The following is an 18,815-nucleotide window of genomic DNA, read 5'->3' on the forward strand; positions in this document are numbered from 1 at the left end:
TCGATGTGCAATCTCTATTTCGATCACAACCAACCAGGCCGCGATCAGCGCGCTGTTCCGCGTCGTGAACCGATACGTTGGCAATCTGGCGCCAATGCCGGGGGTTTTTCCCGATTACAAGGCACCGATCGTGCGCAATGGAGCCGAAGGCCGCGAACTCGCGACGGCGCGCTGGGGAATGCCGTCGTCGTCAAAAGCGCTGATGGACGCCACTAAGAATCGAGCCGAAAAGCTGCAGGCCAAGGGCAAGACCGTCGATTTCAAGGAGCTGCTACGGATGGAGCCGGACGGCGGCACCACGAACATCCGCAACGTGAAGAGCAAGCACTGGACGAGATGGCTGGGAGCCGAGAATCGCTGCGTGGTACCGTTCAACTCCTTCAGTGAATTTAACAAGACCGAAGGCGGCGACATCTGGTTTGCACTCGATGAAACTCGTCCCCTCGCCTGCTTCGCCGGCATCTGGGCCAATTGGACGTCTGTCCGGAAGGTCAAGGAAGGTGAGACGACTAACGACCTCTACGCGTTCCTCACGACCGAGCCAAACGCCGAAGTCGGCGCCATCCACCCCAAGGCGATGCCGGCGATCCTAACGACGCCGGACGAAGTCGAAGCTTGGATGACGGCCCCTCCGGACGAGGCCCTGAAGCTACAGCGGCCACTTGCCGATGGTGCGCTCCGGATCGTCGCCCGCGGCGTCAAGGAAGATACGGCCGGGCTAGCCACGTGACCATCGAGGACGATGATGACCAGGCAGCTTCCTCGGGCCGCCAGCGCAAGATGATACATATCTACATGGACACCTTCTATGCGTCCACCGAGCAGCGCGACAATCTGGCTCTCCGCAACAAGCCGGTCGCCGTCGGTGGATCCCGCGAGCAAGTCATCATGGCGGCAGCCAGCCATTGACCCATTGCAATTGGTCTGCGTTGGTCTCCATACATGCGCGCCCGCCCATGCCAATCCGAAGCCGGAAGAGCGACTGTCAGTGGCGGGAAGATCGGCGATTTCACGAGCGGCTCCGAAGATCGCTCGACGGCTGCATTATCATCGCGCAAGCTCCTGCTGTTCCAGGACCGGTTGGCGTCAACAGCGCATCGAGAATGGACCAAGCCCCATAAGCTGCGCCCGGCGTCTGCAGCACCTCGCGGATGCCGGCATCCTCGATAGCCGAAACCTCCAGATCGACGGTCGGCCCAGAGACAGGGCTCGCCGTTGGCGGATCGAAGCTGTGAAGGAAGGTTCTGATCATTGATCGCTGGGAGACGCTCCTCGAACATTCCGCGGGTGTAGCAACCAAAACAATTCAGGAGATGGGTTGATGGCGAAGCACTGGCGGCTCGATCCGCAGCACGAGATCAGCGTATCCGCCAAACATCTGTTCAAACAACGAAAAACCGCTTGTACGAGGTGGAGTTTCCAATCTACTATAGGTAGAGCTTTTCCTCACTTCCTATTGACGATCAGTTATGAGCCCTCGCGATTGCATCTGGAAGTCACTTTTCACAGCGGTTTGCCTCTTGGTGGCCTTGTCCGCGCAGGCAAAGGCGGACGAGCTTGTAATGGTCGGATCGGCGAACAGTGCCGGTGGCGTGGTTCAGATTGACGGCGGCGCAAAGCAGGACACCAAGAACTGGCCGGCAACGCTGAAGTATTTGGTTGCGGGAAAGTTTACTTGCACAAGCACGATCGTGGGCGAACGCTCCGTCATAACGGCCGCGCACTGTTTGCCGGACGGCACGACGGCACGGGTTGAGATTGGCGATAAGAAGTTCAATCTGACTTGCACGCTGCATCCTCATTTTAGCCGGGATACTTTGGAGTTCGACGTCGCGCTCTGCTTCAGCAAGGACTCCTTTCCAAACACAATCGGTTATGAGAACCTTGACGTTAAGGTCACCCGCGTTTCGGTAGGGTCCATACTCTTCCTGCTCGGGTACGGCTGCCGGGACGTCAATTCGCAGGTCGATTTTGGCCAGCTCTACGGCGGGAGCGCGACCGTATTTCAACTAGCGCCCAGCCCAGGCACCCATATCAGGACTCACGATGGGGTGGTCATCTGCCCAGGCGATAGCGGCGGCTCAGCCTACGTACTCGCGAACCAGGACCAACCAGTCAGTCCAAGGTCGATCATTGGCATCAACTCGGGCTACGCCGCTCTAACGCGCGTCTCAGCCATCACTCCTCTGACCGGGGATGTAGCCGAGTTCATCCGAGATTGGGCCGATGACAGAAAGACCACGATCTGTGGCGTCCACTCCAACGTTCTGTATTGCCATGACAGGTTCGTTCCCTAAGGCTCCAACGATTTTGAATATCGCCTCTGCCCTTTTCGTCGCCTCAACCCTGCTGAGCGCGCCATGTGCGCTTGCCCAGTCGCCTCCAGTGAATCTGTTGATTCAGACAAAGAAACTGACACCCGAACTGGTCGTGGCGGTCGCCAAATGGGGACAAGAGAAGTCGATACCGGCTAAGGCGGGGACAGACGTCATTCAATTGGTCTCCCAGCAATGCGGCACCGCGAACGCCCGTCGTTATTACCTTCCAGTTTTCCTGTCGGCCAACGCCAGCAATCCCGAAATAAAGAGCGGAAAGCTCGTCCTCACGAAAGAGGCTACGCTGGTGTTTCCTGCGTGCCTATATGCTAACGAAAAGCTCGCGTTGGTACCCGTCTCAGAAACCGGAGTTGATTGGACGAAGCCCACTCCCGTTCAAAGCAGCACTCTCCAAGAGGTACTGCGAACGTATCAAGAGTCTGCAAAATCCAAGCCGCAGTCGACGAAATCAAAACCTTCAGCACCGAACAAATGGATACCGATCCTGGGCTCTTCTACAGGTTTTATTTTCGACCCCGTTGAGAATTCAGATGCCTCAACTTGGGGGGCGCAAACTATCGACTACGATTTCCTTGTTAAAGGTAAGCCGACGGCGAAGGCCGCACCGAACACTGGACCCATTCTGGTCGCCCGTACAGACAGTGACCACCTTGCCAACAATTCCATCAATGATCAGTATCAGAAGGTATTGAAGGACGCGTTGAAGTATGACGTGAGCACGGTGGAGCCTCGCCTTGTTCAAGGCTCGGCTGGGCTCGAGAAAATGCTTCGGGCACAGGATGTGCTCGACTTCAATGACATCAAGGGGTTTAAGAATATTCCTACAGGCGCAAGTCTCGTGACGTCCGATTTTGCCCCCGGCGCTTATCCCATCACATTGAAAGAGGGCTCAGACGTCAAAGTGGCAGCAAGGGAGATATTCACGTCTGCGCCGCGATCGACTGCTGCAATTGGCCAACTTAACAACATAAGTCCATATTTTGCCGAACCTCTTGGAGGCGATGACAAGGAATGCAAGCCAGGTCCATCAGACACTTGGCCAGTGAACCTTGAGGAATTGCAGACCGTATTGCGGCTGCGTAAGGCGATAGGTGCGATGCCCAGCACTGGCTTGCTTCTGGTGCTTGATACAGGCTTTCCGCGAGGGCAGGTCGATACGGCTCCGTTTACCAAGATGTTCTTCTACCCAAGCCCCCAAGACGACGATCCCGCGCGCGAGCCCTATCTGTGGTCTGTGACCCGCCCGCCTGAGTATTTTAACGACAATTCCGAGAACGCGAGCCATGGCGTCGGCGTGCTGGCGTTGGCGCTAGGAGGTTTGGGAGTCCTGAAGCAGAACATGCTTGCCTCCAATGTTGAGACCCAAGGAAAGCTAATCCTAGACTTGATGGCCTACCAACGGCTGGCCGGCAATAAGCTTGGCGTTGCCGCCGAAGCAGTGACAAGAAGCCTGTCCGGAACAGGCTGGGGACGGGCCGACATCCTGACGGTCAACCTGAGCCTTAAGTTTGACCTGGAAAATCTCGAAGAAGCTCCAGACTTTAACGGATACCTAGCGCTCCAGAACCAAGTCTTGTTTGTCCTGGCAGCAGGCAATGATGGCGAAGACGCTGCAAACGTGGTCCCGGCTCGCTGGGGAGGCGTTGCCAACAAAAATGTCATTACGGTAGGCGCAATCGGAGCGGATAACAATTTTTGGAAGAAATCGAACAAGAGCAGCGCATTCGTCGACATCGCAGCGCCCGGATGTGCAGTGCCGACTACCTACTGGAATCCGAGTACGAAGAAATTCGATGAGGTTGTGTTGAGCGGCACATCCTTCGCAGCTCCTCTTGTCTCCTTTACTTCCAATCTACTTCGCGAGTACGCGTCCGGCGCTCGACGAAAGGCGCGGATTCTTGCTAGCGGACGTTATTTTCCGGATCTTCAGACGGTGACGCGTTCATCGCGTGCGTTGGACATTCCCACCGCCTTGGCGACACCCTTTGATGTTGTACGCACTAGCGCCGGCAAGTTGCGATTTGGGCGCGTAAAATGGCTGCCAGGAAAGACTTTGTGCGGGACGCCCTTCACGCAAGGGACGTTTGCCCAGGTTCATCGTATGAGCGATCAGCAAGATAAAGTAAGCGTGGTTAAAAAGCAGGGAGCTCTAGCCTCAGGAGCGCTCGACCTCAAAACATGCGACCTCGCAAATGGTCAATTAGACGCCATTCCATTTGAGGAAGCACAGCTTGGCGACAACGGTCTTAGCTATGCCCCAGCCGAACCAATAGACATCAGAAGCGTAGAGAGCATCACGTTCTGCGAGAGCTGTGAGTTTAGGCCGCAGTAATCAAATCACTGGCTGGGAGATGGCGGGAATACCGCATTGGGAGCCAGCAGATAGGGTCGCTCGCGGCTGATGGAAGGAGCTCTTGTTGCCTCCGGCTCACGAGCTGCAGGCTTGATTTTATCCCCGCTGGTGCCTGTCTTGCCCTTGTCGGGCTCCTTCTTCGGCTCAGCGATATGGATCGGGTTCTCTGCGCTTCCAAGCTCCGGTTTGGGCGTTGCGAAGCCCGACGAGCCGGATTTCGCAGCGTTGGCATACGCCGAGCCAGGCCCATTGATATAGATCTGTAGGTTGCTGTTTTGCTGCAGGGAGCCAGTCCCCTGGACCGCGAGCGGGTTCCAGGAGACGGTTACAAGGGAGTACTTCGCTTCGATACCGCCAATGACCTGTACGGCGAAAGAATAGTACATCTGCGCCGGCTCGGCCTTTTCTGCGCCCTTTGCCGGATAGAGGAAGTTCTCGCTCATAAGAGAGCCGTTGTCTCGCAGCCAGGCCGCCAAGGGCTTCTGGCCGTTCACATTGATCCTTGTAAAGTTGATCGGATCCCCTAGCGAGGTCTCGGCTAGCGCCTCGAGATCGTCCAACGTCCTTATCGGAGCGGAATAGCACCTCGCTCGATCGCTCGGATTCGGCAGCTCATCCGATGAAATGGCCAATGGCGCGGCATCTTGCCTCAACAGGAATGACCAGATCAGATCGTACGTACCCTGTCCCGAAAGCGTGGGCCCGACATGCACCGTTTCGCTCGAAGACGGGCTCAGGACCCGCTTGAAGTCTTCGGATGTCCCGGCTCCTAAGCCGGCAGAATCCGTCACTTTAAGTTCGACCGTGAAAGCACCATACAGCTTCGGTGCGACCTCGAAATAGGAATAGCGCGTGAAGGCCTCGTCCGGGGACGTTTTGGCCAATAGAAGATAGGCTACCTTTCGCCTGCGTTCGATCTCGTAAAAGGTGACGAGCTCACAACGGATAGATTTCAGAAAGCCAGGCAGTTGACCTGCAGAAATTACGCCCGCCTGAGGATCATGAACGTAGTAGAGGCTCGTACAACCCGTCATGACCGGCAGCAAGAGGCCAATGCTCAAGGCACGCGCAGCAGTCTTCATAAGGCACCGAACTAAGGGAATTGGCTGATCGAAAATTACTTCTTCGGCCTAGCCCGAAATAGCGACCAGACGAAATCAAGCTGAGCATATCGGCCCGTCTGCTTGGAGTTCGCGTCCTTGATGATGAACCAGTTTGAATCGGGCGGGCCGTTGAAGCTTTGCCCGTCAGGCCTGAAGATATCCAGCCTGTCGTTCCCGCTGGGGCCAATGGTGGAGCGAGAATGACACGTTATGCACGAGGACGTGGTCTGAAATCCCTCCTCCGGCTCCGAGTTTGCCAGCAGAGTAGTACTTCCCCTCGAGTCAATGAAATCGACCTGCGTACCCCTCAGCCTGTAGTTCGCCCATTTCGTGCCCTCAAGGCCAATCCCCTTCGGAGCAAGATTGCAATTGAAGGGCTTGGTTGAACAAGCAAACGTGTCGCGAGATTCGAGCTTCCACGATTCGTTGCCGGACCGCGTCGGATTGTCCACGTGTTCGAAAGTGGCCCAAAACCAATTCGGCAGGTCTTTCGTGGTTATGTGAAGAGCGGTAAGGCCATAGATGCGCTCTTGCCCATCAGGCGTTTTCAGCGCTGTCCAATGATATCTCGGCTTGTCAGCCTCGGATATCTGTCGCCACTGCGCCTTGATCTCTTTCGCCCGGTTAGGAAACGAAATCGTCAGCTGACCTTGCTTTGCGAGCGCATTCTGTCCGTCGAGATTGTAGAGGGTATTCGAACGAACAAACTCGTATGTATCCTTGTTTAGCCGTGTTTCGTTTGTGAGAGTCAGCGCGGCTTGCGGGTCGAAGGCCGGTCGTGCGATGCCCAATTGAGCGTCGCGCGCAATCTGCTGCAATGGCCGAGTTTCAAAGTCTGCCAATTCCCTTACCGAAGGCTTGATTTGATCCAGCCAAGCCCCTGGATCGCTGCCGTCGGACTTGAATACGTCGCGAGCGATCTTCCAGGTCTCCCAGACGACGGGCCCGTCAGCGCCAAATTTTGCTGAGGAGTTTGCTGCACGCTTTGCAATGTCCGCCGGCCAATTGATCGACACGAACACCTTCCACGCATATTCATCCGGCCGGCTTATTGCCGCCGCCGTATCTTGCAAATCGTCCCACGGTTCAGCGCCAGCAGATTCGACTGGGAGAGCGGTCGCTGCTGCAACGGTAAAAACGAAGGCTCTAAAGGATGAAAGTACGGCTGAATAAAATGATCTTCTGGCCATTGGTGCCCCCCATTGGCTCAGTCAATTGTGGACCTCTCTACTACCGCGTGTCAATATGTATAATACAATCCGATGGTAAGTCTCCCGGTCGGATAGGGTATCCAAGTGCACCTCAGGTTCGAGCGGGAGGCCAATTAGTCCTCGGGCGTCGCGTCCGGCAACCGCAAGCGCGCTTGATTTTCTAAGTGGCCCGACGCGTCTGCGAGCTGAGCAAACAATATATTCGTAAGCTCATTCATGAGCGATGAAAATCATAGTGGAGGAGAAGATATGGGATTTGATCGTATCAGAGAGATACTGGCCCAGGGATTGGCAGCTTGGGAGCAGCAAAATGGCCCCGCGGCCTTGCACGGACACGGCGCGACTTTCAAGTGGGATACAAAAGCAAACCTCATGGCTGCAGTCGGCCATAGCAAACAACTGATACAGCCGGACTTGATTGGGAAGGATGGAGCCAGCACGAACCTGGTGATCGACTTGCGAACAGGAATTGCTAGTCCCGCATTCAGAATGCCGAAAGGCGGACCCTTCATTCCCGACCCGGAGGTCCAGGAGATCGTTGATTGGATAAATCAAGGATGTCCCGATTAGAAGGATAGGGGAGTTTCGCGCCAGTCCGCCCCTTTCCATTCGCGCCTTCTCTTTGGAAGGATGGATGGGGTCATTGCCGCTGTTATGGGAGCATCAACAGTTTGTCGAAGGCCCATCTGCAGCTATGCGTTTGGTGTTGGAGCAGTCGATGCGTGCCACGCAACTTGATCGAAGACCGCCGATCTAGCCCGACGCTCGATACGCTTGAAGCCATTCCAGCTGCTTTGGCGTTCGTTGAAGCTCGCTCCCCTACGCGGATGAGCCGGCATCTTTCCGCCCGTGCAGCCTCTTGCGCGCGATTGAGCTGGTCGGAACCTGTCCAGAGCGCTCTCGCCGATCGGTCTCAACTTAGGATCCGCCCGCTATAAGATGCAGGCGCGGCGACGAAAGCGGCTCCGACCATTAGCCAGTTTAGGTTGCGGACGAATTGCTCTGCGCCTATGATGGCTTGGTTCAAGCCGTCCTATTTGCGTAAATTTCTTTTGCGGAGCTCCTATGTTTCGCCAAGCTCGATTGCTTCTTATAGCTTTTGCCTGGGCTTGCGCCGGAGGTGCTCACGCAACCGAATCGGTCAGGCGGCCTCTTGTCGTCGTTGCAGGCATACTAGGTAGCAAGCTCTGTACTTCGTCCGGCGAGGTCGTTTGGGGCACGGGAAGTTCCTTGCAGAATTTTGCTCGCTTAGAACTAGGAGGCCCTTCAAAAGAGGCCCTCTCTCCATGCGGGTTGATCGACAAAGTCGAAGTCTTCGGTCCGTTTTACTCCATCAAAGCCTATGCAGCTCTTCTGACGAATCTCAAGTCTTTCGGATTTGATCAATCCAATCTCCATCTGTTCGATTACGATTGGCGGCAAAGCAATTTCGAGACGGCCGCGAAATTCAAAACCTTTATCGAGGAGCGACAGAAGGACGGCAGACTGCCGGGCAAGTTCGATATACTTGCTCACAGCATGGGCGGAATCGTTACGCGAATTTACCTGGACAAGAACCCAGACAACTCTGTGAACAAAGTGATCTACTTCGGCACGCCATTTCTCGGGTCTGCGGACACGCTTAGCACGCTTTCGGAAGGCTGGGGGCGGATCGCAAATATTGTCGCTGGCGGGATGGACACGATCCGGCGCGTTGCAATCTCCCTCCCTGGATTCATGGAGCTCCTCCCGCGCTACAAAGAATGCTGTTACGTCCGGTTAGCGAATAACGACAAAGACCCCATCGACGTATTCGATGCCGAACAGTGGCGGTTGCTTCATTGGCTCCCTAACGAAATTAGCTCCAGCCCCGAACGCCTTGCCGCGTTCAAAACGAACCTCAATAACGCGCGAACCCTAAGCGATCTGCTCCGAACCCCACCTCCGAAGGTAAGCGAAGTCATCTTTGCGGGCGATGCTAAGCCCACGAATGTGTATTTCGCCGTCAAGCAGGGAGCGACCGCACCCGACGCAAGCCGGTGGTACTTTTCGAAGGATCTCGGAGACGGTACCGTTCCTGCCTGGAGCGCTGCACGAAACCCAAATTTTGATGATCTTTCCGGAGCCATGGTTTCGTTCTCTGAGCATGCGACCTTGTTCGATGATAATTGGGCCGAAAGTGAGCTGAAACGCGAGCTACTCTCGATCACGCCAGTTGTGAGAGAGCCGATAAACGGTCGAGGCCATCCGATCATAAGCGTCCGATCCGGTGGGACCCAACTCAATTGGACGATCAGAACGCTGGAAGTGACTTGCGAACAGCCGACCTACGCTAATACCGATATGCTTCGAGCAACGGCGACGATCAACGTGGACGGACCTGTTGAGTCGCTAAAGACTGGATTGGTGCTAGCGAAGACCATCCTCCGCAACGGCTCTAGCGAGATCGAGATCCCGGTAGCTGAGACTAGCGGCACGGCAGACTTTTCGCTGGGAAGGCTGACATTTTCGATCACTGCCGACCTAAGTTCTTTGCAAAAAGGAGCTTTCGAGCTCGAGTTTTCTTTGCCTACCGTTAGAGACGACGCCAAGTCTGCCTACCGTTTTGCCGTCGTTGGGGACTGAGTAGTGGAACGGCAGCTTGTTCGTGCGCTCAGTGCGGCGCTCATCTATGGCGCTTGGTCCAACCAGGTCTTTGCCATTGATGCAGGGCAGGTTCTGGCAAAGCTGCAAGGCAAAATTGTTCATCTGCGGGTAGCCGGCCAAGAAGCACCCGGGGAGACGTTTGTACAGCCTATACATGGGTCCGGCGTAATCGTTAAGACCGGAGCTTCCGACCCAAGGCTCAAGTTTCGCATCCTTACTGCAGGACATGTCGTGAAATCCGACGCGTCCTGGGCCCCTCTTGGCAGCAGGGTGAATCGAGACGTCTACATCATCGCCGAGTACGGTCCCGGTAGCGTTGAATTTCGACCCGTAACAGGAGTCTTGGTGAATGGTCAGAACGACATCGCGCAAGTTGTCACCGGACCAACGACAACCCTCGCCGCTGATTTAAATCCCACACCCTTGATCTCCGGCAACAAGTACGTCGTCGTGAGTTGGGGCATGAGTGGGGATCGTGTTGCCGAAAGCGCCGGCGCGAAAGTCGTAAAGGTGATCGGTTCAGACGACGTAGATCCAGAGCTCGTACAACTCGAGGGCGAACTCGTGCCCACCGAAAGCGGATCTCCCGTACTCGACGAAACCGGGGCGGTTGTGGCCATTGTCGTTATGAGGGAAGTTACAGGAGGGGTTTCAAAAAAGGCGTTGGCTCTTCCGATCCAAAAATTGACCGAATGGATCAAGGGCAATCAAGGGGTGCCCGTGGCCGAAGCCGCCCGCCCCGATCTGGCAAAACTTGTTGGACAGACAACCGGGCTCTGTATCTTCCTCGGTAAGCGGTCCGCGTTGGCGAGGACGCAGTTGAGATATCCGGATGCCCCCTTTGGCCGAGATATCCTGTCGCAAGTTCAGCAACGGGCATCTGGGGGAACTGAAGCAAGTTTTACGCTTTTCGATAAGCCATTGCGTATTGCCACCCAAGCAGAGGCTATAAATGTTCGGTCTCGATGCCCAGAACTCGAAGATGGCAAGGCATACTATGGCTCGGTGGTTTCTCAACTTACGGCAAAAAACCAAATCAAAGTCGGCGCTATTCAAGCGATGCGCTACCTCGGCGACGTCTTTTACTGGGCAAGAGTTACTGAGGTCATTTCCAGCGAATAATGCTCCGCACCTGCATTCGAATTGGAGCTTGCGAAACAATGCGCACCAGGAGGCGAATGAAATCCATGGTGCCTATAACCACGCCGCCGAATCCTGGCAGGAGCGCCGAGCGGATGATGCGGCGGTGGGCGGATGCGCTGTGGTCGGCGGTAGGCGATGTTCAAAACTCCGGGGCAACCGTACGTCGGGTCGAACCAGATGAGCTCGTCACACTGGCGGACATCGCTCGACGTGCCGAAATGAGCCGAGCCGCCATCTCGAATTATTTCGCTGGAACACGAGGCGAGGGCTTTCCGGTGCCTGTCGCCAAAATCGGCAGCGATAATCCTTTATGGCGTTGGTCTGAAGTTTCGGCTTGGCTTCATGATCGCGACCGCATCTCTTTCGACGTAATGGATCAAGCGCGGCTCATCGCGCAGATGAACGAAAGATTGAGAAGCGGTGCGCCTATCGGCAGCCCCGACAATCTCGGAGATAGAGAAAGTGATCTGCGGAATCGTGCGTGAATTCCAGTTTCCGGGTTGCCGCGAAGGGCTAACGCGCTGCCATTGACCTCACGAACGCTCACGACCCGAGCCGAGCGAGCGATCGACGCCGCGGTCATGTCCCGTCGTTCGAGGGCATCATCGGCAAGATCAAGACGGCCGAAGCGATCCTGAACGCCGTCTGACCCTCCTCCCCGCCATCCGTTCACCGCCAAGAGCGCGGCGATCCGAATCCGCTTAGCTCGAGACCGGCGCATGCCCCGGGGGCCTGTTTTCACGTCCACTCGAAACGCTCGATCAAGCCGCTGAGTTGCCCGTAGCGCAAAAAGTTGCGCTTCTGCAACTGACCGACAACGACCCCCGGGGCAATACCCAACTCGTTCGCAAATGACCGTACGGCTCTTTCAGACAGATCCCCGTCAGCCAAAAATTTGGAGAGCTGCGCCTGCGGAACGAGGAATTCGGCGGACCAGGCGTTTGCCTCTTCCTCTTCCTCCGGTGACGCGCCTTCCAACCCTGTTCCGTCTACGAAAACTGTCTTGCGACTACCGTGGAGGACGTGACGTGCTTCATGGAAGAACGTGAACCAAAAATGATCGTTCGCCTTGTGGCGCAAAGTCTGCTGGATCATCGCCTTACGTGGCGAGAGCCAACGAGAAACTCCGCTAAGCGATATCTTGCCTACAGGCTTTGTAAGAACGAATGCCACACCAGCCTTTGCGCATAGGCGCTCTATCTTCGGCAGGAAGACTTCGATTCTCTCCAACGTGAGAGAGCGTATCTGCGCGAGCGACTTCAGAAACGTCGCCTTGTCGTACTCAGCGCACTCGATGGACTCCGCTTCCATTTCCCCAAGTCTTAGCCACACAAAGAGAGAATTTCGATCCGTCACGTAAGTCGGAGAACGCCGGTACGAGAGAGAAAGAGACTCGAACCCCGCCTCACACGCATCGATGCTGGCCACGCCGAAATACTTGAGAAGCTGCCTGACGGCATCGGCATTGTCCTTCGGCGGATCGATAAGCTCCCTTTCCTTCATCTCCTTGAGCGGGAAATCCTTCGCCCAGCCGTAGCGACCGGCAAGCTGCTGGTCCTCTTCCTTCCGGGCCAGGTCGAGCCTGTACTGGGTCTCCATGCCGAGCCACACGGCGGCGCTCACGTCGGTCACCCGCTCGAACTGCAGTGCCGTCTCGGGTTCGAGAGGCGCCTTTCCGGCGAGTATCTCGACTATTAGCTTCGCGGAGCGTCCGCACCTGCGGGCGAGCTCCCGAGCTGATATTCCCATGGCTTCGAGGCTTTCTTCCAAAGCCGCCCCTGGGCTGATCGAATAGTCAGGCTCGAATGTAAATTGCTCACGTGTCATGATTCCTCTTTGAACTGCTGCGGCCGGTCATTCCACGCCGAGAAGCCTGACTGTCTTGATTGCGGTGATAGGATCGCCACGCCGGCCTTGAGTCGCGAAGCGCAGGACCTTCGGAGGAGACAGATCCAGCGTGAAGTCGCCACGAGGCGTCTTCTTAAGGCAGAAAGGCTGGCAAGTCGGAACCAATGCCAGGGTCGGTGCGGCCCTGAGCATATGCAGCCGCACCTTGATCTTCTTCGATAGAAGGGGTCCGAAACGCCGATCGAGCAGTTCTGCCGAACAGAAAAGGCGCTGGTCGGCAACGCTTTCGAACAAGACAAGCAAGGCGGACCCGATGATTCGTTTAGCAATGGGAAACACTTTTTCCCGCCCAACACAACTTAACTCGTTGGACTGGCGGCCACAATGCACAGAAAACAAAAAGTGTTACCTATTAGGAAACATATAATTTGACCTTTCGGCCCGAATCTGCGATCAAGTTCCAGGGCAGCCCCTTCGGCTCGCCGCGGCTGGAGGACAAAGAATATGAGTGAGACCGGCAAACTGGACGTCCGTGTCCGTTACCCCGAGGACGGCGACAAGCTCGACGATCACAAGGTCGGCCGCGACGAGACAGTCGGGTCCTTCAAGTCCCGGGTTCTCGTCGCCTTCGACCTCAAGGAGGGCGTTGACGAGAAGGGCGAATTGGTCACCTTCGGGCTGTTCCACGAACAGGTGACGTTGAAGGACCCGGAGACGTTGGGATCCGTCGCCGCCGACGCCCACGAGCTTCACCTGAAACTCGAGCGCCAGCGGCATTACTTCTTCTACAAGAAGCATGAGATCCGTTCGGCCACGAAGACCGCGACGGGTGCCCAGATCAAGGCGAAGATCAAGGCGGTCGACCCGGACTTCGATCTGAACCACACTCTGATCGAAGAAGGCCATGGCCACGAAGAGGACAAGGTGATCGAGGACGGCCAGACGGTTTTGCTCACGGTCGACTCCGCACATCCTGTAAAGCATTTCTTCTCCAAGCCGCCGACCAACTTCGGAGCGCGCTGATGCTGTCCAGCGTCACTGAACGGCAATTTGAGCGGGTAAAGGAACGCTACCCGGGAGGTACCCTTCAGGGACTGCCTTCCGGCGCCGCACTGGTCTCGATTCCGGGTATGGCCCTGCCGCCGGGTTGGTCCGCCACGTCGACCAACATTCACTTCCTGGTGCCTGTCGGCTATCCGGGACCGCCGCCCGACTGCTTCTGGGCAGACCAGACGCTTAGGCTCGTCGGTGGAGGCCAACCTCAGGCCAGCAACATCCAGCAGATCCCCGAGACCGCGATCGTCGGCCTGTGGTTTTCGTGGCACGTCGTCGACGGACAGAGCAACTGGAGCCCCAACAGGGACGACCTGATGACCTTCGTTTCGATCGTGATCGACCGACTGCGACGCGCACAATGATCGAGATGATCTTCCCGGCCGGAAAACTCCGCCGGTTGCGCGACGATATCTGGCACGAAGGCCTCGAGACCGCGGCAATCCTGCTCTGCGATCCCAAGCGATCGGGTGACGACTGGCACCTGGTCGTGAGGGAGATGCACGTCGTGCCGCCCGCGGCATGCCTGGTTCGGACCGCGACCGCGGTGGTGGTTGATCCCGCTTTCGGACTGCCTGTCGAAAAGAAGGGGCGCGTCGAGGGCCTGTCGTTGGTATACTGCCACACGCACCCGCATCAGACTAAACACGTGGTTTTCTCCCACATCGATGATCATGCCGAGATCGAACTCGCCAAATACGCAGAAGCTCGAATTCCGGGAATTCCGCACTGCGCCCTGGTCTTCGGCAGCGAGGCCGAAACCGCGCGGCGACTGGGCACCGAGGAAACCGTGAAAGTGACGGATATCCCGCACGAAACAGCATCGACCTACGATCGCCAGATCCGCGCATTCGGAGAAGAAGGCCAGGCCGCGCTGGCGCGACTGCGCCTCGGCGTGGTCGGGTTGGGCGGCACCGGGTCCGTCGTGGTCCAGCAGCTCGCCCATCTGGGCGTGGCGGATTTCCTGCTCATCGACCCGGACGTGGTCGAAACTACCAATCTCAACCGCACCGTCGGATCGACGCCGAAGTCGGTCGGCGAACCCAAGGCTTCCGTGTCGGCTCGAATGATCCGGTCGGTGCGGCCGGAAGCGCGGGTCGAGGAGATCGTGGGAGACGTGGTCGACGAGGGGCCCGCCAATCGCCTCACCGAATGCGACTTCATCTTCTGCTGCACGGACTCGCACGCCAGCCGGCATGTCATCAATCAACTCGCCTTCCAGTACGGCATCCCGGCAATCGACATGGGGGTCGTCGTCGACGCGTCGGGGTCCACGGTGACCTTCGCCGGCCACGTCAAAGCGCTCGTGGATGGCGAGGCATGCCTTTGGTGCCTCAATCATCTCGACCCCAAGCAGATCCGCGAGGAGATGATGACGCCGGATCAACGCAAGGCCGACCCCTATGTGGTCGGCGCCCGCGTGGTGCAGCCCGCGATCATCAGCATCAACTCCACCGTCGCTTCGGCCGGGGTCACCATGTTTCTTTCGATGGTGACCGGCCTGGACGCGCAGGCGCGCTTCCTGGTCTACGACGGCAACCGACAGCGACTGTCCAGCGTGGTCGCCCAACGGAACCCGACCTGCAATTTCTGCGGGCCGGACTCGGCGGCAGGCAAGAAAGACCTCGAACCGCTTCCGGTACGCCGCCATGGTTAGAGCCAGCTCTATCAAACTGCGCGGCACAACGGAAAGGCACTCCGACGCTGTCGATCTCGTGCCTCAGGCCGGTGACGTGGCTTTGGTCCGACGAGGCGCGCTGAGGTCGCTGGCGATACGTTGTCCCGACGGTTGCGGCGAGGTCATCAGCGTGAACCTCGATCCGCGGACCGGTCCCGCCTGGAAACTCTACGATCGGGAAGACAGTCTTACGCTCTTTCCATCGGTGTGGAGAGAAAGCGGCTGTGAGGCGCATTTCATCCTTTGGCGGAACAGGCTGATCTGGTGCGACGTATCGGATCCGCATTCTTGGCGGAGCGAGGACCTCAAAAGGCGCATTCACAAGCTGCTGCCCGCGCCGGGACTGCAGCACGCGCATTACGCGGACCTCGCCATGCAACTCGACGTCATCCCCTGGGAGGCGCTCTGGACTTGCCAGGCGCTCGTGGCCGACCGTGTGGCTGTTTCCTCCGAGAAGGGCTCGCGCTTCGGGCTGGCGTCGGCGCCGAATGCTCCGCGCTCATCGCAAGTTGACAGGACGGCATGATGAACGAGGAGCGGCGGTATGCAATCCTGCTCAACGGTCAGCGCCTCGAAGCGCCAGGGCCGTCGATAACCGTCATCCAGTTGCGCCTCCTCGCCCGAATTCCAGCCGGCCACGGAATGATCGTCGAGGGCGTCGGCGACCAGCCCGATCGCCTTGTGAGCGACACCGACACGATCGACCTTTCGGAATCTTGCCCGAGCGTCTTCTCGAAACCCCCCACTGCCTTCGGAAGCCCGCCCGATGAACACGCGTAGGCGGAAAGTCATCTGGAGCGGTGGAAGTCCAGGTCGGGACTGTCTGGACGCCTGTAAATTCGGGAAACTCGAGATCGAGAGCCTCACTGGGCACCTGTCGGCGCTGCATCTGCGGGACGGTCGTGCGGTGATCGTGGCATTGGACGACGGGGCGGCAGCCGCGGCGCTGCAGACCGACACCGAAGCGATGCTGCGCGAAGCTCTAGCGCATGGACTTGAAGCCTTCGTCTCCTGTTCGTTTAATGACGCCACGGCGGTCGCCGTCGCATTGCGAGATTGGCGGCTCAACGGAGTGGTCGGGGTCTCGTCACGCGGCGAGGAGTGCGAACTGCTCGAAGAGATCGTGCGCGTGCGGGAGCAGCCCACGATAAACGCGTCGCTGCAGGTGGTCGGTGGCGAGTCGCTATCGCCCGAAGAGGAAATCCTGTTGAAACGCGCGTTCGGCGACTGCTCGGCGGTCAAGCTGGTGAAGCAATCCACGGGGAGCGCCAAGGTGTTCTGCGCGTTCGCGAGCCTGCTGAATTCGCGGGTCGGACCGATTCCGTTGCCGTTCTTTGTAAAGTTCGACGGCCGCAAGAAGATCGAACGCGAGCTCGACAACTACCGGCAATGCACGACCCTGCATGTTCCGTTCAATCAGCGACCCAACCTCGACGACGAACGGTGTTTGCTTTCTCACGCGAGCGGCGTGATTGTCGGCAATTTCGTCGAACAGTCCGAGTCCTTGATGGAGGCGATCGACCGCGGCGCCGGACGTGATGCGCTCCATTCCCTCTTCGAGGGCGCGTTGCGCGGCTGGCGGCGCCAGCCGTTCTACGACAGCCAGTACGTCGCCGACGGAAGCGTGCTGCAATACCTTCGCCGGTCGCGACCCGGTACGTACAATGTCTACCGGCAGAAGAGGCTCGAAAAGCGCCAGCTTTCGGCGGGAGCGTCCGTCCGCTCGTTCGATGAACTCGACGCCATGCTCAAGGCGCTTCCCGCGATCAAGTACCGCTACGGAACGACGCATGGCGACCTTCATGGCAACAATGTCCGCATCGCCGGCGCGGACGCGATTTTGATCGACTTCGCATCCGTCGATTACGGACCGTTGACCGTCGATCCCGCCGCCCTGGACGTGTCTTTGATGATGGACACGTGCCTCGCAACCGATGGAGATTGGATACGATTGGCCGACGAGGTTTATGAGTTGCAAGCGCTGCGCGCGCCCGCCGTGCCGCCGCGGCCCGAGCGAGATGCAGCCAACCTCCTCGACGCGCTCCATTACATCCGGCAGACGGCGTTTGCCGTCCAGTTCTCGGACGTGGAATACCCCGTCGTCGTCGCACTGCAGTTGCTGCGGAAGGCGTCGTACGGCGGCGACGGCGCAGAGGGCCAGCGGCGCCGAGTGCACGCCTACCGTCTGGCGGACCGGATTATCGGTCAATTAGCCGACGAGCATCTCCGGACAGCCCATCGGACGCCCGACGCAGCGTGAAGGCCGGCGGGACGTATGCAGGCATGCCCCCTTTCATGAGCTCACGATAGTTAGCTGGATCGATCCTGCCAGGATTATGAGTCAGAACTGGGCTCGATTCCGCTTGGGACGCTGTAGAGACCGGAACGGCGTAGGCGTGCCCGCTACGGGAAGCCTGCTGTTTTATTTTTTGTCGGCGAATACCGCGTCATCCTGCTGGTATTTGTGCTGGTATCGGCAGCAATCGACGATAAAAGTGACTTAAATTTCAAATGGTTGTGGTACTAAGCGATTGCCGGCCAGGGGCACCAGCCTTCGCTGCCTCGCAGCTACGGCTGGGCGAGCCAAGCTCCGCACCATTGAGGCGAAGCAGCGAAGGCTGTCCCGCCGGAGCCTTGGCGAAGGCGGACTGGATCGATGGTCCGGTATTCCCCTCCCCTTCCAACCGTCACATCGCACCTGTATAAACCGGTAGCTTCTTCCATCGCTCGAAGAGGCTCATATGAACGACCTGCACACGTGGCTTTCGCAACAGCACCACGGTCTGCGCACCTTCCGGATCTTTCAGCAAAAGCTCGAGACGCTCGGCCGGGACGATCCCTCCCAGCGCGGCCTGTGCCGTTTGTTGAGCGGTCTCGTCGGCAGCTATGTCGAGACGTTCGATGAGGCCCCGCTGCCCGTCGAGGTCGCTGACGGCGCCTATCATCGCCTGTTGGCACTGGTCGCAAGCCTCGATCTCAAGGGCGACACCAGCCGGCGGCTCGCCGATATCAACCGGGTTGCGACCTGCGAACTCTGGCAGTGACATGAGTGTGCGACCGTACGGCTCGTATCCGCGTCCCGGAGACACTCCGCCAGTGGAGGGCCACGCGCTTCCCTGCACGAGCCTCCCTCGACGACGGGTTCGACTTCGCGGAGCCAGTCCCTATATCGTGTGGCAACGTATGTTGGTGCAGCGAGCAGGTTTGATGGCGAGAAGACGCACGACGGAAGCGGACGCCGATGACCTCCCCCGCTTCTTCGTCTGGGTGCGGGGCCTCGAAGGTCCCGAGCCGCAGAAATGGATGGCGATGGATTTCGGCGTCGGTGACTGGAAACGGCCGCTCGTGCTCGCCTATCTGGAGCTGCCGGAGGGCGAGCGACACTTGCCGTTATCGGCGCTGGCCCGGCGATATCCGCCGCCGCGGGTGGAGGCTTCGTAGAGGGGCCATCCCGGACGGACGCGA

At 58.1% G+C, this 18,815-nt stretch carries 18 protein-coding genes and 2 pseudogenes; 16 read left to right on the forward strand and 4 right to left on the reverse strand.

Annotated features, from left to right (window positions below; translation table 11 throughout):
- Positions 1-3: 3 nt before the first annotated feature.
- The 4 genes and pseudogenes from IVA88_RS16300 to IVA88_RS16315 all read left to right on the forward strand — a co-directional run bounded on the left by IVA88_RS16300 (position 4) and on the right by IVA88_RS16315 (position 4,668).
- A pseudogene (locus IVA88_RS16300) lies at positions 4-730 on the forward strand (SOS response-associated peptidase family protein).
- A 50-nt stretch (positions 731-780) separates the two neighbouring features.
- Positions 781-906, forward strand: a pseudogene (locus IVA88_RS16305) (DNA polymerase IV); the annotation flags it as partial.
- 617 nt (positions 907-1,523) lie between these two features.
- On the forward strand, positions 1,524-2,297 hold the full coding sequence (locus IVA88_RS16310; protein WP_247498431.1) for a trypsin-like serine protease: 774 nt from the start codon (positions 1,524-1,526) through the stop codon (positions 2,295-2,297).
- Entirely contained in the window at positions 2,278-4,668 is a 2,391-nt protein-coding gene (locus IVA88_RS16315) for a S8/S53 family peptidase (protein ID WP_247498248.1), read from the forward strand. Before IVA88_RS16310 ends, IVA88_RS16315 begins: the two co-directional genes overlap by 20 nt.
- Positions 4,669-4,673: 5 nt before the next feature.
- On the opposite strand, the gene IVA88_RS16320 is transcribed toward IVA88_RS16315, so the two are convergent.
- Positions 4,674-5,771 (reverse strand): hypothetical protein, encoded by a 1,098-nt coding sequence (locus IVA88_RS16320; protein WP_247498249.1) that lies wholly within the window; start codon positions 5,769-5,771, stop codon positions 4,674-4,676.
- Positions 5,772-5,806: 35 nt separating this feature from the next.
- On the reverse strand, positions 5,807-6,982 hold the full coding sequence (locus IVA88_RS16325; protein WP_247498250.1) for a hypothetical protein: 1,176 nt from the start codon (positions 6,980-6,982) through the stop codon (positions 5,807-5,809).
- Between the two features lie 237 nt (positions 6,983-7,219).
- Here IVA88_RS16325 and IVA88_RS16330 point away from each other — a divergent pair, with 237 nt between their 5' ends.
- The 4 genes from IVA88_RS16330 to IVA88_RS16345 all read left to right on the forward strand — a co-directional run bounded on the left by IVA88_RS16330 (position 7,220) and on the right by IVA88_RS16345 (position 11,256).
- Positions 7,220-7,573: a hypothetical protein gene (locus IVA88_RS16330; RefSeq protein ID WP_247498251.1), complete on the forward strand. Its 354-nt coding sequence runs from the start codon at positions 7,220-7,222 to the stop codon at positions 7,571-7,573.
- A gap of 660 nt (positions 7,574-8,233) precedes the next feature.
- On the forward strand, positions 8,234-9,607 hold the full coding sequence (locus IVA88_RS16335; RefSeq protein WP_247498252.1) for a hypothetical protein: 1,374 nt from the start codon (positions 8,234-8,236) through the stop codon (positions 9,605-9,607).
- A 3-nt stretch (positions 9,608-9,610) separates the two neighbouring features.
- Complete coding sequence (locus IVA88_RS16340) at positions 9,611-10,750, forward strand: serine protease (RefSeq protein ID WP_247498253.1); 1,140 nt, start codon at positions 9,611-9,613, stop codon at positions 10,748-10,750.
- A gap of 56 nt (positions 10,751-10,806) precedes the next feature.
- Positions 10,807-11,256, forward strand: a complete 450-nt coding sequence (locus IVA88_RS16345) for a TetR/AcrR family transcriptional regulator (protein WP_247498254.1) — start codon at positions 10,807-10,809, stop codon at positions 11,254-11,256.
- Positions 11,257-11,509: 253 nt separating this feature from the next.
- On the opposite strand, the gene IVA88_RS16350 is transcribed toward IVA88_RS16345, so the two are convergent.
- On the reverse strand, positions 11,510-12,598 hold the full coding sequence (locus IVA88_RS16350; protein ID WP_247498255.1) for a HigA family addiction module antitoxin: 1,089 nt from the start codon (positions 12,596-12,598) through the stop codon (positions 11,510-11,512).
- Between the two features lie 27 nt (positions 12,599-12,625).
- On the reverse strand, positions 12,626-12,958 hold the full coding sequence (locus tag IVA88_RS16355; protein ID WP_247498256.1) for a hypothetical protein: 333 nt from the start codon (positions 12,956-12,958) through the stop codon (positions 12,626-12,628).
- 165 nt (positions 12,959-13,123) lie between these two features.
- Here IVA88_RS16355 and IVA88_RS16360 point away from each other — a divergent pair, with 165 nt between their 5' ends.
- The 8 genes from IVA88_RS16360 to IVA88_RS16395 all read left to right on the forward strand — a co-directional run bounded on the left by IVA88_RS16360 (position 13,124) and on the right by IVA88_RS16395 (position 18,791).
- Positions 13,124-13,642, forward strand: a complete 519-nt coding sequence (locus tag IVA88_RS16360; RefSeq protein WP_247498257.1) for a hypothetical protein — start codon at positions 13,124-13,126, stop codon at positions 13,640-13,642.
- Positions 13,642-14,037 carry an E2/UBC family protein gene (locus IVA88_RS16365; RefSeq protein ID WP_247498258.1) on the forward strand — a complete coding sequence of 132 codons (396 nt, stop codon included), beginning with the start codon at positions 13,642-13,644 and terminating at the stop codon, positions 14,035-14,037. The genes IVA88_RS16360 and IVA88_RS16365 overlap by 1 nt, the downstream gene beginning before the upstream one ends.
- Positions 14,034-15,329 carry a ThiF family adenylyltransferase gene (locus IVA88_RS16370; RefSeq protein WP_247498259.1) on the forward strand — a complete coding sequence of 432 codons (1,296 nt, stop codon included), beginning with the start codon at positions 14,034-14,036 and terminating at the stop codon, positions 15,327-15,329. The genes IVA88_RS16365 and IVA88_RS16370 overlap by 4 nt, the downstream gene beginning before the upstream one ends.
- Positions 15,322-15,876, forward strand: coding sequence for a DUF6527 family protein (locus tag IVA88_RS16375; RefSeq protein ID WP_247498260.1), 555 nt, complete (start codon positions 15,322-15,324; stop codon positions 15,874-15,876). The genes IVA88_RS16370 and IVA88_RS16375 overlap by 8 nt, the downstream gene beginning before the upstream one ends.
- Positions 15,873-16,130 carry a multiubiquitin domain-containing protein gene (locus IVA88_RS16380; RefSeq protein WP_247498261.1) on the forward strand — a complete coding sequence of 86 codons (258 nt, stop codon included), beginning with the start codon at positions 15,873-15,875 and terminating at the stop codon, positions 16,128-16,130. Before IVA88_RS16375 ends, IVA88_RS16380 begins: the two co-directional genes overlap by 4 nt.
- Positions 16,117-17,610 (forward strand): phosphotransferase, encoded by a 1,494-nt coding sequence (locus tag IVA88_RS16385; protein ID WP_247498262.1) that lies wholly within the window; start codon positions 16,117-16,119, stop codon positions 17,608-17,610. The genes IVA88_RS16380 and IVA88_RS16385 overlap by 14 nt, the downstream gene beginning before the upstream one ends.
- Positions 17,611-18,091: 481 nt before the next feature.
- Positions 18,092-18,394 (forward strand): hypothetical protein, encoded by a 303-nt coding sequence (locus tag IVA88_RS16390; RefSeq protein ID WP_247498263.1) that lies wholly within the window; start codon positions 18,092-18,094, stop codon positions 18,392-18,394.
- Positions 18,395-18,557: 163 nt separating this feature from the next.
- On the forward strand, positions 18,558-18,791 hold the full coding sequence (locus IVA88_RS16395; protein WP_247498264.1) for a hypothetical protein: 234 nt from the start codon (positions 18,558-18,560) through the stop codon (positions 18,789-18,791).
- Positions 18,792-18,815: the final 24 nt, after the last annotated feature.

It is taken from the genome of Bradyrhizobium sp. 149 (genome assembly GCF_023073915.1).
Classification (GTDB): Bacteria; Pseudomonadota; Alphaproteobacteria; order Rhizobiales; family Xanthobacteraceae; genus Bradyrhizobium.

Excerpts from the sequence above, each read along its gene's own strand:
- IVA88_RS16315 (WP_247498248.1), top strand. The coding sequence starts at position 2,278 with ATGACAGGTTCGTTCCCTAAGGCTCCAACGATTTTGAATATCGCCTCT.
- IVA88_RS16320 (WP_247498249.1), bottom strand. The coding sequence starts at position 5,771 with ATGAAGACTGCTGCGCGTGCCTTGAGCATTGGCCTCTTGCTGCCGGTC.
- IVA88_RS16325 (WP_247498250.1), bottom strand. The coding sequence starts at position 6,982 with ATGGCCAGAAGATCATTTTATTCAGCCGTACTTTCATCCTTTAGAGCC.
- IVA88_RS16330 (WP_247498251.1), top strand. The coding sequence starts at position 7,220 with ATGAGCGATGAAAATCATAGTGGAGGAGAAGATATGGGATTTGATCGT.
- IVA88_RS16345 (WP_247498254.1), top strand. The coding sequence starts at position 10,807 with ATGAAATCCATGGTGCCTATAACCACGCCGCCGAATCCTGGCAGGAGC.
- IVA88_RS16350 (WP_247498255.1), bottom strand. The coding sequence starts at position 12,598 with ATGACACGTGAGCAATTTACATTCGAGCCTGACTATTCGATCAGCCCA.
- IVA88_RS16360 (WP_247498257.1), top strand. The coding sequence starts at position 13,124 with ATGAGTGAGACCGGCAAACTGGACGTCCGTGTCCGTTACCCCGAGGAC.
- IVA88_RS16365 (WP_247498258.1), top strand. The coding sequence starts at position 13,642 with ATGCTGTCCAGCGTCACTGAACGGCAATTTGAGCGGGTAAAGGAACGC.
- IVA88_RS16370 (WP_247498259.1), top strand. The coding sequence starts at position 14,034 with ATGATCGAGATGATCTTCCCGGCCGGAAAACTCCGCCGGTTGCGCGAC.
- IVA88_RS16375 (WP_247498260.1), top strand. The coding sequence starts at position 15,322 with ATGGTTAGAGCCAGCTCTATCAAACTGCGCGGCACAACGGAAAGGCAC.
- IVA88_RS16380 (WP_247498261.1), top strand. The coding sequence starts at position 15,873 with ATGATGAACGAGGAGCGGCGGTATGCAATCCTGCTCAACGGTCAGCGC.
- IVA88_RS16385 (WP_247498262.1), top strand. The coding sequence starts at position 16,117 with ATGAACACGCGTAGGCGGAAAGTCATCTGGAGCGGTGGAAGTCCAGGT.
- IVA88_RS16390 (WP_247498263.1), top strand. The coding sequence starts at position 18,092 with ATGAACGACCTGCACACGTGGCTTTCGCAACAGCACCACGGTCTGCGC.
- IVA88_RS16395 (WP_247498264.1), top strand. The coding sequence starts at position 18,558 with ATGGCGAGAAGACGCACGACGGAAGCGGACGCCGATGACCTCCCCCGC.